Source organism: Mesorhizobium sangaii (assembly GCF_014207355.1).
In the GTDB taxonomy this organism is placed as follows: Bacteria; Pseudomonadota; Alphaproteobacteria; order Rhizobiales; family Rhizobiaceae; genus Mesorhizobium; species Mesorhizobium sangaii.
This window is the reverse complement of record NZ_JACHEF010000003.1, coordinates 313755-329695: the sequence shown is the minus strand read 5'-3', so window position 1 is coordinate 329695 and position 15941 is coordinate 313755. Positions and strand designations below refer to the sequence as shown.

The window sequence follows — 15941 nt, the reverse complement described above, 5'->3', positions numbered from 1 at the left end:
GCATCGAGGATTGGCCTGAATCATCAGCCAATGCCGGCGGCGCCCTCCTGGCCCGGCGCCGCGGCCGGCCGGATCGGCGCCTGTCGGAAATTGACCATGCCGCGAGCGCGCCGAGCACGGTCCAGAATCCATACGCTCCCATCACGACAGGCTCGAACATTACCGCGCCTGTGCCGCCTTTCGGGTCAGTGCCCTCGCCGTGCGCTTCTACGGCCGGCGCAGGCGAGGTCTCATCGGCCCAGTCTGCTTCCTGCGCCTTGCGCCGCGCAGCCGCCTCCTCCAGCTCCCGACGGGCCAGCTCCTGACTGAGACTTTTGAGAACCTCTGGGGACAACTGAGTACCGGGTACGCCCTGCTGACCCCAGAGACCCCAAAGAGCCCGATCCGTCGTCTCTGGGGTCTCTTGGGTCAGCGTGTTGCGCATCTCACGGCGTGCATACTCCGACAGGGCTGTGTCAAGGTCACTCTTCTCCTTGGCTGACAACTGACGACCGGGTGCGCCCGATAGCTGACTGTCCCTGGGAGAGTCGAACAGCCACTTGAGCCATGGCTGTCGGATCACTTGATGCACTATTCGCTCCATAGACTCTGTGTGCCACGGCATGAAAAGTTCTTTGCTCGCGGCCACCTTCTGCATGTCCCGGAAAATCTCCTCCGATGGGGCCACGGTAGTCTGGACGCTGACGAGGCTCAGCAGCAGCAATCCTGCGATCACCGCAATAATCGACCACGGCCATTCCCTGTCGTTCCGCCACATCAGGACGAAGCCGACGCAAACGAGAGCAAGCGCGAGGTACCCAAAAACCATCTGACCTCGCACCCACCACAGAAGGATCGTCATCAACGCCATACCGAATGCGACATAGCCCCAGTACCGAGGAGCGGATGAAGCTCTCTTCAGGAAAGGGAGCACCAGACCGAGCGCCAGTAATGGTGCAAACCAGATAACTGCAGTTGTTGCGAGCACCGCCAGGATCTGGACGGCAACGGGGGCAAAGATGAACAGGGCCGGCGGCAGGATGATGAAAGCAACGACCACCCACCGGTGTTCACCGCGCGTGATCGCAGACACAAGCACCCAAACCCAGACCAGCAGGGGAAGGGCGGCCCCAAGCGCAGGGAGCAGGTTGCCCGCCCTCATTTCGCTGAACGCGGACTGGGCAGATGCGGCCATATTCCGGAACAGCGGAATTACTTCAACTTCCTTCCACGCGCTTGCGGCACTGCCGGGTGCTCCGGCGATCAGACCCGGCAACACAACCAACCGAGCCACGATCATATAGAGGGTAACTGCCCCCATCACGATCATCAGGCCGACCGCGCTGCCTATGAGGGACAACCCCAGCCCCTCCTTCAAGCTTTTGGCCGCAGCTATGTACCAGACGGCGACGGCCAACGATGCTGAGGCCGCCGCCCCGATCGCTAACCAGAGCAATACAATGATGAAGACCGGAGCGTAGCCCCGCCCCTTATGCCCGGAGGTCACGCCCAGGATTTCCTCCGTCGAGCTACTGAAGAAGATTTTCTCGGCTTCGGAGATCGTCTCAGGCAGATGGTCCAGCGCCACCGCGAAAATGCCGAACAGCATGAGGGTACCGGCCATTTCGAATCCCCGCCTCTTCCAACCCAGCCGCTCACCGTCGTGGATGGCGTCCCGTATCAATTCGAAGACGAAGCCCCCTATGGCCCCGGTGAGCAGGCCCACGCACGTCCTCTGTGCCATTTCAGCCCAGTTGAAAGTCCCGTCTTTAACAAAGTGAAGCAGGAAGAAATACAGCGCAAAGCCGCTGACCACCCCGAAGCCGCCGGCTATGGCCGCTATCACCGCAATGGTTATCGGAAATTCAGGTTCAAACTTGGCAGCGGTGCTGGAACGATGGAATCCCTCTGTTGCTAGTCCGGTCGCCATGGCGCCCGCCCTCCCTGGGCCTCCTCGTCCGGGGGAGCCCCGGCAGACTAATAACTAAGGGGGATCTCCTTCAGCCGGCGCTATATGGCGAAGGGGTTAAGCCGCGCCACGCATCAAAGTAGCATCGGCCCATGGCGGGCTCCATTCCATCGATTGGATGACGCGGGCTCATCTATATTAGCTAGGGCTTGACGAAGCCGCCACAGCGCCAAAATACCATCCATGGCGGCGCCGGCAAGGCCATAAGAGCAGAGGGAGCCATCTGGTTTATTTCGCTACGAGGGCGAACCGCTCGCAGCGGGTTTTGGAATGGTTGAGCTCCACGCCTGTTCCGGTGAAAATTGGCACGCGAACAAGCCCGATACTTCCTTTTCCTCATGGATCAGCAGTTGGGTGGACGTAGCTATCAACGCTATAGTGGTTCCCGCTGCACTTAAGACTATCAGGACAACGAGACCGGTGATTCAATTGCATCTCCTTACTCCTCCCGAAAATCCTGCAGCGATGCGTGCCGCAAGTCATCCTCGCCGCGCAGGTGCTTCACACGTCCGATCAGCCCCGGCTTGACCCACTGCGTCGCCGCCCGCTTCATACCGTCGCGGATCGCACGGCTGGAATTGATGAAAGCCGAGCCGACATACTTCCCGGTCGCCCGATCCGCCATCAGTGCGAACGCAGGCTTACCTGCCTCGCGCTCGACGCCAAGCAGTTCATATTCGTCGATCGAGTAGCATTTCGCCTTCAGCCAGTTGGTCGACGGACCGCTTCGGTATTTGCTGTCCTTGCGCTTTGAAACCAAGCCTTCAAGGCCGGCCTGATCGACCAAACGGAAAATGCTTGCGGCATCGCCCGGCAACGCCTGGCTGAATTGAATGCGACCGCCGGCGGGGATCATTGCCTGCAGGATCTCGCGCCGGTCCTCCAACGGCATGTCGCGAAGATCATGACCGTTGAGATGCAGCAGATCGAAGGCGACAAAATAGAGGTCTTGCTGCCGACTGGTGATGGCCTTGCGCAACCCCCTGAAGTCGGACAATCCGGCCTCATTGGTGACGATCACCTCGCCGTCGATGACGGCATCCTCGACATCGAGCTCGCCCGCGGCTTTGGCAAGGTCGCGATATTCGGATGTCCAGTCGAGACCGCGGCGGGTGAAGATGCGCACGCCGTCGGCATCCCTGATGATCAACTGCGACCGGTAGCCGTCGAACTTGACCTCATGAATCCATCCGTCGCCCTCAGGAGGTTTCTCCACCAAGGTCGGCATTAGCGGCTCGATGAACTTCAAACGCATGCACATGCTCACGGAATCGCGATTCAAGGAGTGGTGCCCTTATTAGTTCCTAAGAATTTTAGCAAAATTGAATATTCGAATGAACGGCCTATGATTTGCCAACCGGCAAACCTACCCGTTCGCCCGGTTAAGGGGAGGAAGTCATGGCAGACGTGACGCCAAGAAATCAGAACTCCGATCTCGTACGGCGCGGTTATGCAGCGTTCGAAGCAGGAGACATGGACACGCTCAAGCAAACGAACGACGAGTCCTGCACGTGGCACGGTCCGGGGAAGAGTTCGCTCGCCGGAGATTACAAGGGGCACGAAGCGATTTTTGGCTACTTCAGCAGGTTGGGAAGCGAAACTCACGTGACGTTTAATTCCCACCTTTTGCACGTAACGGAGAGCGAGGACGGATCCGTTGTCGCCGTACATCGCGATACCGGGGAGCGGAACGGCAAACGGCTGGATGTACTCACTTGCATCGTCTTCGAAATCAAGAACGGCAAGGTGATGGACGGCCGGGAGTTTGTCTACGATCTCTACGCCTGGGACACATTTTGGGATTAAGCCCTGGCGGCGTCGATCAGTCCGCCACGCCGACGTCATGATGTACGATCGCGTCCAGAATTGCTTCGTAGACGCTGCCGGTGTCTTCCTCAATCTCGGTGCTGGAGATGCCTATCGACCTGGCGTCGGCGAGCAGCTTTTGCGTGAGGTCGGCAACTGAGATGACATCTTCGCCAGCCGTCTCAGGGACGTTGGACGCCATCCATTTGTACAAAAAGTCGGTTCCGCGCGTGCTCATCCAAACCAGCCGAACGTAAGGCTAACCATCGCCACCGCGATCAGGATAGATAGCGGCACGGCAGCGAACAGCCCTGCTTCTAAAAATCGTGTTTCTTTGTCACTGAACATTAGGCGCGCCTTATGCATTCATTCGTTGAATGCTAACAAGCTGCAAACTCTGATTTGGTTCCAAAAGGGGAGCAGCGCCCTGCCGTAAGGGTAAAGGCCGGTGCTTAGGGGGGCCTGGTATTCCGGGGACCGCGCAGGCCACCTGCCCGGCATCCCAACAATGTCCGGCGCAGGCCCGGCCCCGCAATCCTGCGTCACCATGAAGGCCGGTCGGGCCTCCCCGCTACCAAAATTGGCCAACGAAGGTAGAGCACTGCGCATTGAGTGCCTATTAGCCCGCTGCCTCGGGGAGAAGCATCGGGCAAATGCAAGGCCGGAAGGGCCTGGGTGCAAGTTTCGGGCAGCGCCCGACACAAACGGCGCGGCTGGAGGTTGGTTCCGCGATCACACCGTAGCCGTCTGCATCTCGATTATTTCAGCTTGTGCTTGTAGTACCTTTTCCGCCTGGGCCGGCGTCCTCCATCCCAACGCCTTGCCAGAGCGAGGAAGCATGAGCAGCTTGGGCGTATGGGTCGTACTCGCTACGGCGACCATCGCGATCATTTACCTGTTGTCGTATGTCTCGATCAGGATGTAGGCAGCAGCGGCCATCATCCTAAAGGTTGTATTCCGACAACTCTAGCGAGAGCGCTATGCTCACTTCTCGGCGCCGCTTCCCTCAAAGCGCCGCCGGTAAAGACTCGGCGCCCTTGGTTTGTTCAGTGTCAAAAGAGGGGCGCCGGGTCGCACCGTTCTCGGTGGAAAGTCGGCTTCCAGTCACTATTACATGGCGAGCTTTGTTTGCCGGAAGCGACTTGGTCTGGCGGCAGCCAAGCTTTCCTCTCTTGCCCTCGGCACGAGAGGGACCATCCTTCTTCCGCCTGACCCGCATTCGCATATGTTGACGATGTAGGTTGTGGCCGGTTTGTAGATCATCCTGTTCCTCACTGAAGCCCGCGCCGCTTGCGGGCTAGCGCGGGCCGATCAGGAGGACACCCGATCTTCGGCAAGCGATGGAGGGCACCGCCTTCCGTAAGCGAGAATATTTAGAAGTCGCTAATGTTCCGTCAAGTCATCCAGATCACGCGCGTCACACCACGCCGTGCGCCCGGCACGGCCCCATTGAAACGCACAAAGGGCCCCTTGGGGTGAAACATCAGGCGGAAACAATTCTCTACAATCCAGAAACAATTCAGAAACATCGCAGACAAATACGGAGCGCATCATGGCTCGCGGCCACACCACGGGCCGCCGAAAGTCGTTGAGGGCTCTTCGGACCTGATGACAAAAATTTCGACCAGCTTGATGAGTGCGGTGTTCGCCATGTCGCTCGTGGCAGCGGCGGTCGAACAGTCGGATGCAAAGCCCGCCCTTACCCGGAGCGAGCGTTGCACCAATCTCAGCCACCAGCTTGATGAAGCCCTCGAAACTCATGCCACGGCAACGAAGGTCACCGCGGCAAAGGCACTTCAGAGAAAGGGCAATCGGTACTGCGCCGCCAAGAAACAGGCACAGGGTATCCGGATGCTCGCCAACGCTCTGAAGCTGCTTGGTGTCACACCGAACGACCCGGTTCAGTAACACTCAAACTCGACCCGCATACAAAGGAAACGAAGCCATGAAAAAGTCTCTCCTCTCCGCAACCGGTCTCGCCGTCGCGCTCGCCTTCTCGATGCCGGCTCTCGGCAACGCCGCCGCCACCACGACCGCTGCTCCGGCTGCTTCGACCACCACCGCGCCGGCAGCTACTGCTCCGGCCACCGCAGCTCCGATGAAGGCAGCTCCGAAAAAGGCCTCCAAGAAGACCGCGTCCTGCAAGCCGACCAAGACGCACAAGTGCCCGGTCAAGAAGGCACCTAAGAAGGCTGTGAAGAAAGACGCCCCCAAGACCTGATCTTAGCGCGCATAATTCAAACCAGTAACAGACACGTAAAGGAACACGTTATGAAAAAGCCCCTGATGTACGCCCTCGCAGCGGCACTCTCCCTCTCATTGCCACTGGCCGTGGGCGTGGCAAACGCCGCCAACCCGCATCGCCTTCACGACAAGCAGCCGGCAAACTACCATCATCACCATCATTACCACCACATCCATCATTACCACCATCATTACCACCACATCCACCACATCCACCACGTCCACCACGTCCATCACAGTGCATAACGTACTCAGTTTGCGCGAGCTTTTTCGGCTGCGGACAAGCCGGTCTTTATTGGGCCGGCTTGTCCGCTTTAGGCTCGGCAGTACATTGGAGGGTGATGGTGGCCTACACAGTGATTTGGTACACGAAGACAGGCATCTTGGGACAGACGCCGTTCAACGACTATAAGACCGCCAAGGGCCATGCGACCAGCATGCTCCCGGCGAGACGCCGGAACGATGGCGTGGTCTCAGTAGAAGTCCGCAAAGACGACGGAACGGTCGTGTTCAGCCAAGGCTGGTGACAAGTAATGCCACAGGACCCGCGCCATTCACGTCATGCGCATTGGTCATTAGCTGCGGCCAGACGGTCGACATGCCCGATCTGCGTCAAGTCATTTGGCACGAACGGCCGAAGCACAAACCGTTCATCGTGCTAGTTGATTAGACGCGGCGTCTGGAGAATAGCCGTTTCCGTTCCATTAGCAGCTAGGACGCGGACTCATTTAATGCGCAGCCATAGCCTGATTAGAGTTGAACGAAGGCAAGGTAGTTGGCGGCAAGCCTATCGTAGCGCGTTGCCACCCAACGACATTGCTTGATCTTGTTGAAGAACCGCTCTACGCGGTTGCGTGCGCGGTAGAGATATGGGCTGAAGCAGATCGGAGCGCTGCGATCTTAGCCGCTATTGAACGCGCCCTCGAAACGGCTGGCGTAGAGTTCATCCCCGAGAATGGCGGCGGCGCCGGGGTGAGGCTGCGGAAGGCGCGACCGCAGGATGGTTAGCTGCGCGAAGGCGAAGCGGCATCATCGACGGCAACGAGATGCAGGGCTCGCGGAGGAACCTCAACGCCCGCACGACGCGTGCGCAAAAAAAGTTTCGGCTTCGTGGGCATAACAGGCCTTACGCCAGCGTTAGCGTAGGATGAGGGTTCGCGCTCAGGAGGAAATCCATCATGCGCACCATGCTCGTTCTTGCTCTTCTTGCCTTTGCCATGCCAGCCTACGCCGCGAATCATGCGGTCCAGATCAAGGGCATGAAATTCAACCCGTCGAAAATCTCGATCGCCGTTGGCGATACCATCACCTTCACCAATGCCGACTCGATGACGCATACCGCCACCGCGCTCGACGGCTCCTTCGACACTGGCCATCTCGCCACAGGCAAGAGTGCCAAGGTCAAGATATCAGCTGCCGGCGCACACGCATTCCATTGTGCGATCCACAGCTCGATGAAGGGCACGGTCGCGACGAAATAGCGGCATCTCGAGCCCGAGCATCCGAGCCGTCGCAAGGCGCATGGTGGCGCGCGGTTTGATCTGGCGCAAGGACGGTGGGTGACCTTCATGAACGAATAGTGACGGGGACGTAGAGCGCCTCCGCTGCCGTCCCGATGGAGAGATCGTCATGAAAAGTATATTGAGAAGGGCAGCGCTCGGGCTCGCTGCTGCCACAATACTGATGGCCGGCCATGCCGGCGCCGTCCAGGCTGCTTCGCTTGTCCAGATATCGCTGTGGGACAAGGGCGCGAGCACTGAGATGGCAATGGGGCTCGCCTATGCAACACAAGGACTCGATATCGCCAAAGCGACCATGGGCATCAAGGCTTCGCCGGGTGCTGTGAAGGCCGGGGAGGTCACATTCAAAGTGATCAATGACTCCAAGGACACGGTCCACGAAATGATCGTGATGTACCTTGCCGAACCTGGCAAGCCGCTTCCCTATCTTGAGAACGAGAACCGGGTCGACGAAGACAAGGCTGGCGACAAGGGCGAAGTTTCGGAACTCGATCCCGGCAAATCAGGCACATTGACCGTCGATCTGAAGGCTGGAAAATACCTGCTTATCTGCAACGTGCCTGGTCACTATGGAGCCGGCATGTGGGCCGAATTCACCGTCGATCCATAAGGAAGGCCGTTGTTTCTGCAGAATCTCTTAGTGCTTCGCCTTCGGCGTACGCCAATGCGGCTTTTCGAAAACGCTCACGACGTAGGTTGTTACGGGCTTGTCGGTCATCCGCTCGTCAATCCGCCACGCCAGCTTCGTGATGCACGATGGCGTCAACGATTGTCTTATAGACGCTGCCGCTGTCTTCCTCGATCTCTGTGCTTGAGATGCCTATCGACTTGGCGTCGGCGAACAGCTTTTGCGTGAGCTCGGCAACTGAAATGATGTCTGCGCCCGCCGCTTCTGTAACGTTTGCGCAATATCCATTTGTACAAAAGTCGTTGCCACGCGTGCTCATCCAAGAGCAGCCATTTTCAAACTGATCCACAGCAGCGCGCGTGACCCAGCTATGTTGACACGAACATTTGCGCAAGGTGGCGGGCGGCCAGAGCGCTTGCTAGGCTCTTGGGTTTGCCAGAGCCGCGCGGGGCGACGAGGGATTAGTCATTGCTATCCGCGTTTACCGTTTTCTATTGGTCTCGCGGCTAATAAGAAATTCGGAACAAAGCAGCACAGGCTGCGTTTTTTTTGAGAGAGACGACATCAATCCGTTCAACTCCAGACTGCGTTGTAAGGGGGCAAGAGAGTGCTCTTTAGACGCCGAAATCCTGATGGTCGCTTCGAGCGCTTACGCATTTATATGTGGCCGCGCCGCTCGTTCTCGCGCTCGCTTCAATATTTTTCAAAGCGCATCCTCCGGCTGAACGCCACTCCGCACGCCGTCGCGGCTGGGGTCGCGGCGGGCGTTTTCGCGTCATTCTTTCCGGTAGGATCCCATTTCGCCATTGCCGCCATTGTGTGCTGGCTGATCTCAGGAAACATGGTGGCGGGAGGGTTAGGAACATTTGTCTTTGGCAATCCGCTGACCTTCCCACTTGTTGTAGGAGCGTCCTGGGAGACCGGCAAGATCATGTTGAACAACCACCTGCGACGTCACGGCCCGCCAGCCCATCTGAGTGAGATGTTGCAAACCCTTTCAATTTCGCAACTGTGGGAACCGGTGCTAAAGCCCATGCTGTTCGGCGCGGTGCCACTCGGGCTGATTTTTGGCCTGTTGTTCTATGGCATCACGCGCTATGGCATGACAGCCTTCCGCGAACAGAGGCGTAAGCGACTGGCCGAAAAGGGGAGCCGGCCCGTTCAGCAAGAAGACAACGCGTTATCGCCCCCTCTGCCTGCTCTACATCGCCGTTCTGGTGCGATCCTGCCCTGATGTTCGACGATCTTAGCGTCCACCAGTTCCTGGCGATGCGCGCCTTGAACGCCGAAAGGGCTCAGCTCTCGTCGAGACCCAGAGCTTGGTAGCTGACCACATCAGTCGAGGCTGATCCGCGTTCCCTTGGCGCCGTTGAGCAGCCGCTTAAGATGGAAGCTGGCGAGCTGGTCGTCCGGACATTTGCCGATCTGCGCGGCGAAAGCCGTAACCGCGTTTGCATCGCCCGCCTCCAATCTGCCGAAGGCTTCGAGATAGCTCGCCGTCGAAGGATCATCATACTGTTTTGACGACAAAGGCTCGAACGCGCGCAGCGCCTCGGCCCTGCCGCGCAGTATCAGATCGCCGACCGGCCGTCCGCGGAAGCCGTCGACCCTTGCAGCCGCGCTCCCGCTGACGCAGATACGCGTGCCCAGCTGCTTGTTGGCGCTTTCCAGCCGCGCCGCGATATTGATAGTGTCGCCATAGGCCGTGTAGTCGAAGAAGCGGCCTCCGCCGAAATTTCCGACCAGCGCCGGACCTGCATGGACGCCGATGCGGGTCGTACCGACCGCGACGCCCTTGTCGCGCCAGCTATCGCGGAACGATTGCGACAGCGCGTCGAGCTCGAGCGCGCAGGCAACCGCGCGCGCCGCATGGTCCTGCTGCTCGCCAGGAGCGCCGAAGAGCACATGTAGTGCATCGCCGACGATCTTGGCGACGGTGCCTTCATGCGCGAACACGACGTCAGTCATGCCGGCCAAATAGTCGTTGAGGAGCGCGCCTAGCGTGGCGGGGTCGATCGTTTCCACCAGCGTGGTGAAGCTGGTAATGTCGGTGAACAGCGAGGCGACCTCGCGCCACTGCCCGGCTAGCGCCAACCCGTCGGCGTCGCCGGCCAGCCGCTCGGCAAGATTGGGCGAGAAGTAGCGCGACAGCGATGCATGCGCGCGCTCCGCGACCGCTTGCCGCCGATGCGCCTCGTGCAGCACCTCGCGATGCTTCAAGGTCTTGGCAATCGTGGTCTCCAAGTCGGCAAAGTCGATCGGCTTGGTGATGAAGTCGAAGGCGCCGCGGTTCATCGCAGTGCGGATGTTGGCCATGTCACCGTAAGCGGAGACGATGACCGTCGAGAGCTGCTGCCCCTCGGCCTGCTGCAGCTTCTCCAGCAGCGAAAGACCGTCCATACGGGGCATGTTGATGTCGCACAGCACCATGTCGATGTCGCTGTTGCCGTCGATGACGGACAGGGCGTCCACACCATCGCTGGCAAACAGGAAAATGACCGCGCCGTCGCGGATCTGACGCCGGAACTTCTGGACGATCAAGACCTCAAGGTCCGGCTCGTCGTCGACCACAAGGATGCGCGCCGTCACGCCACCATTCCCAGCCGTGTTTCGATCTGTTGCCTGAGCGCCGCAAAGTCGATCGGCTTGGTCAGCAGCGCTTCGGCGCCGTTCTCCAAGACCTTGCGCTTGGTTTCGGCGTCGCCATAAGCGGTGATCATGATGACCGGGACGTCCGGCCGCTGCACCTTGATCTTCGGCAGGAGCTCGAGCCCGCTCATGCCGGGCATGTTGATGTCGGACAGCACCAGGATCAGTGTCACCCCTTCGGCGTGGTCTATCTGCTCCAACGCATCCACCGCCGATTGCGCGAACTCCATGGTGAAGCGGCTGGCTCGGATGTCGCGGCGGAACTGCTGGCGAAACAGCGGCTCGACGTCGGGCTCGTCGTCGACGACCAGGATGAGGAGGTTCATTCTTCACCTCCCGATTTTGCGAGCGAGGCCGCAGCGCGCGGCAGCACAATCCGAAACTCGGTGAACTCGCCTGGCTGGCTGATGACGTCGATCGTGCCAGCATGCTGTTTGACGATGATGTCGTGGCTGAGCGACAGGCCGAGCCCGGTACCCTCGCCGGCTGGCTTGGTCGTGAAGAATGGATTGAACATCTTCTCCTTCACCTCCGGCGGAATGCCGGTGCCGTTGTCGCGGATCCTGATTTCGACACGGTCGCCGAGACTCATGGTGGTGGCGGAGAGCGTCGGCTCATAGCCCGCGCCATTCGCCGCGGCGCTGCGCTTGGCTGTTGCATAAAAGCCGTTGGAGATGAGGTTGAGAAGCACCCGCGTGATCTCCTGCGGGTAGAGATCGACATCCCCCGCCTGCGGGTCGAAATTCCGCGTCAGCGTGACGTTGAATCCCGGCTTTTCGGCGCGCGCCCCGTGATAGGCAAGGTTCAGGCTCTCCTCCACGATGGCATTGATGTCAATCGCACGATGCTCTCCTGAACCTGCGCGCGAATGCAGCAGCATGTTCCTGACAATGGAATCGGCCCGCTTGCCGTGCTGGACCACCTTGTCGAGATTGCTCTTGAGAATGGCTGTCAGCTCGCCGACCTCTTCGCGCACGGATGCCTCCAAAGGCGCTCCGGCCAGCACACTGTTCAAATCATCGATGAGTTCGCCGGAGAGCGTTGAGAAGTTGTTGACGAAGTTGAGCGGGTTCTTGATCTCGTGGGCGATACCGGCGGTCAACTGGCCGAGTGAGGCGAGCTTCTCCGTTTGCACGAGGCGGTCCTGCGCGGTCCTCAGATCTTCGAGCGAGCGTGACAATTCGCGGGTACGCGCCTGCACCTCGTCGAACAGCCGGACGTTCTCGATCGCTATGCCGGACTGGTCGGCAAACGTCTCGACGAGCTCGATCTGCCTCGGCGTGAAGTCCCGCACCTGTGACCGCGTCAGCGCGAACACGCCGACCGGCGCGCCTTCGCGCAAGATCGGAACGCATAGAATGGTCCGGTAGCCGCCGAGCTTCTGAAGCTGCGTTGCCCCGTAGTCCGGGTCGGCGAGGACGTCCGAAACGTGGACGGCGCGGGCTTCGAGGGCCACCCTTCCGGTGACGCTGTCGCGACCGGCGGCGAAGGGATTGGCTTTGGCGAAAGTCGCGGCTTCAGGCAAATTGCCGTACTCGGCCGACCACCGGTAAAGATCGCCGTCACGCTTGAAGATGACGCTCGTGTCCGCGTCGCACAGCTTGGCCGCTGATTCTGCCAGCGTGTCGAGAACCGGCTGCAGGTCGAATGTGGAACGGCTGATCGCCTTCAGAACATCCGCCGTTGCCGTCTGCAGCTGCAGCGATTCGCTCAATTCCGCCGTGCGGGCCTGTACCTCGTCGAACAGACGGACATTTTCGATGGCGATCACTGCCTGGTCGGCAAAGGTTTCTACGAGTTCGATCTGCCTTTCGGTGAAGGGCCGCACCGTCGAGCGGGTGAGTGAGAAAACGCCGATTGGAACCCCCTCGCGCAGCAGCGGCACGGCCAGCACTGTGCGGTATCCGCCGAGCCGCTGTCCTTCCCACAGCGTGTAGTCGGCGTCAGCCAGCACGTCCGGAATCTGGACGGCATTGCCTTCGAGCAGGACTCGGCCGACCCCGGTGCCGCGCCCCGGGACGTGCACAAAGCCGCTGAAATATTCCTCGAGCTCGGCCGGATAGCCGTAACTTGCAGCCTCGACGAATTTGCCGTCCGTCTCACGCACGATCGAGGCGTTGTCCGCCTCGCACAGCCGGGTCACCGATTCGGCTAGAGCGTCGAGCACTGCCCGTAGGTCGAACGTCGAGCGGCTGATCGCCTTCAGCACATCCGCAGTCGCCGTTTGCTGCTGCAGTGACTCGCTCAGTTCCGCCGTGCGTGCCTGTACCTCTTCAAACAGGCGCACATTCTCGATGGCGATCACCGCCTGATCGGCAAAGGTCTGGACAAGTTCGATCTGGCTCTCGGTGAAGGGCCCGGGTTCGGGCCGCGTCATTGCGAAGACGCCAATTACCGATCCTTCGCGCATGAGCGGTACACAGAGCACAGCCGAATAACCTCCGAGTCGCGGAGCTTCGGGAAGGCCATGTTCGGTGTCCTTGGTAACATCCGGAATATGGACGACTGCCTTGTCGAGTGCTGTTCGGCCGACCCAGGATTGTCGGCTCATCGGACTCGGATTCGCCTCTTCATACGCGCGATACTTCGGGGTTTGGTCGTAGCCTGCCGCAAGTCGGAAGACATCGCCGTCCCGCATAAAGATGCCAGACGTTTTCGCACCGCAGAGCCTCACAGCAGAATCGATAAGTGTCTGCAGGACGCTCTGCAGGTCGAATGCGGAGCGGCTTATGACCTTGAGCACATCCGCGGTCGCGGTCTGCTGCTGTAATGCTTCGCCAAGCTCGGCGGTGCGAGCCTGCACCTCCTCGAAGAGCCTCACATTGCCGATTGCGATGACAGCCTGGTTGGCGAAAGTTTTGAGAAGGCCAATTTGGCTGTCGCTAAAGGGCCGCGCCTCGATGCGCCGGATCATAAGCGCTCCGATTGCTTTTCCTTCCTGCAACAGCGGAGTGGCGAGAATCGCGCGAAAACCAAGGCGTTGAGCCATCATTCGGCCAGTTGCAAACTCCTCTCCAGCGATCGTCAAGTCGTGAACGTGGACCGGAACCCGATCCAATACGGCGCGGCCGGTAACGATGTCGCGCGCGACCGGCAAGCCAGCACTGTCAATCGGAATCGGTCCGTGATGCGCTCCCACAGCCAGCCTGTCGGAGCGCAGCAGATAGATCGTTGCGTCATAGGCGTCGCAGAGCCGAGCGGCACTTTCAGCGACGGCGTCCAGCACAGGCTGAATATCCGTAGGAGACCCGGCGATCACTTGCAATATTGCGCCGGTGGCCATCTGCTGTTCCAGCGACTCGGCTAGGTCGCGGTTGCGGGACTCCACCTCTTCGAACAGCCGCACGTTCTCGATCGCGATGACCGCCTGATCCGAAAATGTCTGCACCAGTTCGATTTCGCGCGTACTGAACGGCGAGACCGACGAACGGGCGAGGACGAAGACGCCGGTCACGGCGCCGTCACGCATCAGCGGAACGCCCAGCAGGGTGCGGAAGCCGCCGAGCCGCTGGCCTTCGATGTTGGTATACTCCGGATCGTCGAGAACGTCGGTAATCTGCTCTACGGACCCGCTCTGGGCAACACGGGCGGCGATGCTGCCCCGGCCCGGCGTGACCGGGAGGTTATTCATGTGGTCCTGGAATTCTTGGCTCCATCCGATCTGTACCGTCGGCTGCAACACGTCGCCCTGGCGAAGATAGATGTAGCCCATCCCGGAATGACAGAGGTCGGACGCGGACTTCACAAGCGTATGCAGCACGGAATCGAGATCGAACACCGAACTGCTGATCGTCTTCAACACTTCGGCCGTCGCCGTCTGCTGATCCAGCGACTCGGCCAGTTCACGATTGTGCCCCTCGACTTTCTCGATCAGCCGGGCATTCTCGATCGCGATCACGGCCTGGTCGGCGAAGCTCTCGACCAGTTCGACTTGACGCGGTGAAAATAGCCCGATCGTCCGCCGCGCCAAGCCGAATACGCCGATGGTCTCCTGACCCCGCTTCATCGGAACAGAAAGTACTCCGCGGAAACTGCCCATGATTGCCGCTTCCGGCCTTTCGTATTCCGGGTCTTCAAGCGCGTCCGCCACGTGGATCGTCAATCCCTCCAGCGCGGCGCGGCCCTGGAACGTCCCTCGTCCCACGACATGTGGGTTGGCTCGTTCGTATGCATGCAGCTCAGCAGCCTGCCCGCCGCCTGCCATGAACCGCAACGTATCGCCAACGCGCAACGTGATTGCGCCCATGTCCGCCCCGGCCAGGCGTATTGCCGAGTCGACCAGCGTCTGCAGTACAGGTTGGAGATCGAAGGCCGACCGGCTGATTGCCTTGAGCACCTCGGCGGTCGCGGTCTGCTGCTCCAGCGCCTCGCCGAGATCGCGCGTGCGCGCCTGCACCTCGTCGAACAGGCGCACGTTCTCGATGGCGATGACCGCCTGGTCGGCGAAAATCTTGAGCAGCTTGATCTGCTTCTCGCTGAAAGACTTGACCTCGATGCGCCTGATGACGAGCGCGCCGATCGCCTCGGTGTCACGCATGAGAGGTGTTGCGAGCATCGTGCGGTGGCCAAGCCTTTCGGCAAGTGTTTGGCTGACAGGAAACTCCGCACCTGCAACTGCTATGTCGTTGACATGCACAGTCTTGCAGTCGGCGAAGGCGCGACCGCAGACCCAATCGCGTGCGACCGGCATCGGTTCGAAGTCGAAGGCGATGGGTCCGTAGTGCGCTTTGGGGAATAGTGTTCCGTCTCGCGCCAGGAAAATGCCGGCGTCGTAGGTGTCGCAAAAGCGCGCAGCACTCTCCGCCACGACCTGCAGGACGGGTTGGATGTCGGTCGGCGATGCGGCGATCACCCTGAGGATCGCACTCGTCGCATTCTGCTGTTCAAGGAGATTGGCGACCTCCGCGGTGCGTACCTGATTTTCTTCGCGCGCCGCTGTCAACTCGGATCGAAGCGAGCTGATCGTCATCTCAGAGTCGGAGTCGGGCCCTCCCATTGAGGCGCTCCTTTTTTCTCTGCTGAGTGTCGGCTTTGGCCAGCCCAGCGTCAAGTTTGGTGACCTGCAACGTCCGTTTGTGACGCAGCTCGGCCGCTTTGGTGATGCACCTGAGCGTCGGCTTTGGGAGCTGTTGCAGATAGGGAATAC

General features: G+C 60.0%; 14 protein-coding genes and 1 pseudogene. 7 read left to right on the top strand and 8 right to left on the bottom strand.

Going from position 1 to position 15941, the window contains the following annotated elements; translation table 11 throughout:
- Positions 1 to 1552: 1552 nt before the first annotated feature.
- A complete protein-coding gene (locus tag HNQ71_RS16640; RefSeq protein WP_184873634.1) occupies positions 1553 to 1897 on the top strand; it encodes a hypothetical protein in 345 nt (114 codons plus the stop codon).
- A gap of 490 nt (positions 1898 to 2387) precedes the next feature.
- On the opposite strand, the gene HNQ71_RS16635 is transcribed toward HNQ71_RS16640, so the two are convergent.
- Entirely contained in the window at positions 2388 to 3203 is an 816-nt protein-coding gene (locus HNQ71_RS16635) for an ATP-dependent DNA ligase (RefSeq protein WP_184873633.1), read from the bottom strand.
- A 143-nt stretch (positions 3204 to 3346) separates the two neighbouring features.
- Between HNQ71_RS16635 and HNQ71_RS16630 the strand changes: the two genes are divergently transcribed.
- Positions 3347 to 3754, top strand: a complete 408-nt coding sequence (locus HNQ71_RS16630; RefSeq protein WP_184873632.1) for a nuclear transport factor 2 family protein — start codon at positions 3347 to 3349, stop codon at positions 3752 to 3754.
- Positions 3755 to 3770: 16 nt separating this feature from the next.
- Here HNQ71_RS16630 and HNQ71_RS16625 read toward each other — a convergent pair whose 3' ends face one another.
- Positions 3771 to 3992: a DUF768 domain-containing protein gene (locus tag HNQ71_RS16625; RefSeq protein ID WP_184873631.1), complete on the bottom strand. Its 222-nt coding sequence runs from the start codon at positions 3990 to 3992 to the stop codon at positions 3771 to 3773.
- Positions 3993 to 5362: 1370 nt separating this feature from the next.
- Between HNQ71_RS16625 and HNQ71_RS16620 the strand changes: the two genes are divergently transcribed.
- Complete coding sequence (locus tag HNQ71_RS16620; RefSeq protein WP_184873630.1) at positions 5363 to 5662, top strand: hypothetical protein; 300 nt, start codon at positions 5363 to 5365, stop codon at positions 5660 to 5662.
- Positions 5663 to 5699: 37 nt separating this feature from the next.
- A complete protein-coding gene (locus tag HNQ71_RS16615; RefSeq protein ID WP_184873629.1) occupies positions 5700 to 5975 on the top strand; it encodes a hypothetical protein in 276 nt (91 codons plus the stop codon).
- Positions 5976 to 6070: 95 nt separating this feature from the next.
- Here the strand turns inward: HNQ71_RS16615 and HNQ71_RS16610 are convergent, their stop codons facing one another.
- Positions 6071 to 6232, bottom strand: coding sequence for a hypothetical protein (locus HNQ71_RS16610; RefSeq protein ID WP_184873628.1), 162 nt, complete (start codon positions 6230 to 6232; stop codon positions 6071 to 6073).
- A gap of 516 nt (positions 6233 to 6748) precedes the next feature.
- Positions 6749 to 6865 (bottom strand): annotated as a pseudogene (locus HNQ71_RS16605) (transposase); the annotation flags it as partial.
- Between the two features lie 311 nt (positions 6866 to 7176).
- Between HNQ71_RS16605 and HNQ71_RS16600 the strand changes: the two are divergent.
- Positions 7177 to 7479 (top strand): cupredoxin domain-containing protein, encoded by a 303-nt coding sequence (locus tag HNQ71_RS16600; RefSeq protein ID WP_184873627.1) that lies wholly within the window; start codon positions 7177 to 7179, stop codon positions 7477 to 7479.
- 148 nt (positions 7480 to 7627) lie between these two features.
- A complete protein-coding gene (locus HNQ71_RS16595) occupies positions 7628 to 8128 on the top strand; it encodes a cupredoxin domain-containing protein (RefSeq protein WP_184873626.1) in 501 nt (166 codons plus the stop codon).
- A gap of 115 nt (positions 8129 to 8243) precedes the next feature.
- Here HNQ71_RS16595 and HNQ71_RS16590 read toward each other — a convergent pair whose 3' ends face one another.
- Positions 8244 to 8465: a DUF768 domain-containing protein gene (locus HNQ71_RS16590; RefSeq protein WP_184873625.1), complete on the bottom strand. Its 222-nt coding sequence runs from the start codon at positions 8463 to 8465 to the stop codon at positions 8244 to 8246.
- Between the two features lie 288 nt (positions 8466 to 8753).
- Here HNQ71_RS16590 and HNQ71_RS16585 point away from each other — a divergent pair, with 288 nt between their 5' ends.
- A complete protein-coding gene (locus HNQ71_RS16585; RefSeq protein WP_184873624.1) occupies positions 8754 to 9380 on the top strand; it encodes a DUF2062 domain-containing protein in 627 nt (208 codons plus the stop codon).
- Between the two features lie 101 nt (positions 9381 to 9481).
- Here HNQ71_RS16585 and HNQ71_RS16580 read toward each other — a convergent pair whose 3' ends face one another.
- Genes HNQ71_RS16580 through HNQ71_RS16570 form a run of 3 tightly spaced genes read right to left on the bottom strand, consistent with a single transcriptional unit; the run spans position 9482 to position 15764 of the window.
- The gene (locus tag HNQ71_RS16580; protein WP_184873623.1) at positions 9482 to 10735 is read right to left on the bottom strand and encodes a response regulator; all 1254 of its coding nucleotides are present in this window, start codon (positions 10733 to 10735) and stop codon (positions 9482 to 9484) included.
- Complete coding sequence (locus HNQ71_RS16575) at positions 10732 to 11121, bottom strand: response regulator (RefSeq protein WP_184873622.1); 390 nt, start codon at positions 11119 to 11121, stop codon at positions 10732 to 10734. The genes HNQ71_RS16580 and HNQ71_RS16575 overlap by 4 nt, the downstream gene beginning before the upstream one ends.
- On the bottom strand, positions 11118 to 15764 hold the full coding sequence (locus tag HNQ71_RS16570) for a GAF domain-containing protein (RefSeq protein ID WP_184873621.1): 4647 nt from the start codon (positions 15762 to 15764) through the stop codon (positions 11118 to 11120). Before HNQ71_RS16570 ends, HNQ71_RS16575 begins: the two co-directional genes overlap by 4 nt.
- Between the last annotated feature and the right edge of the window lie 177 nt (positions 15765 to 15941).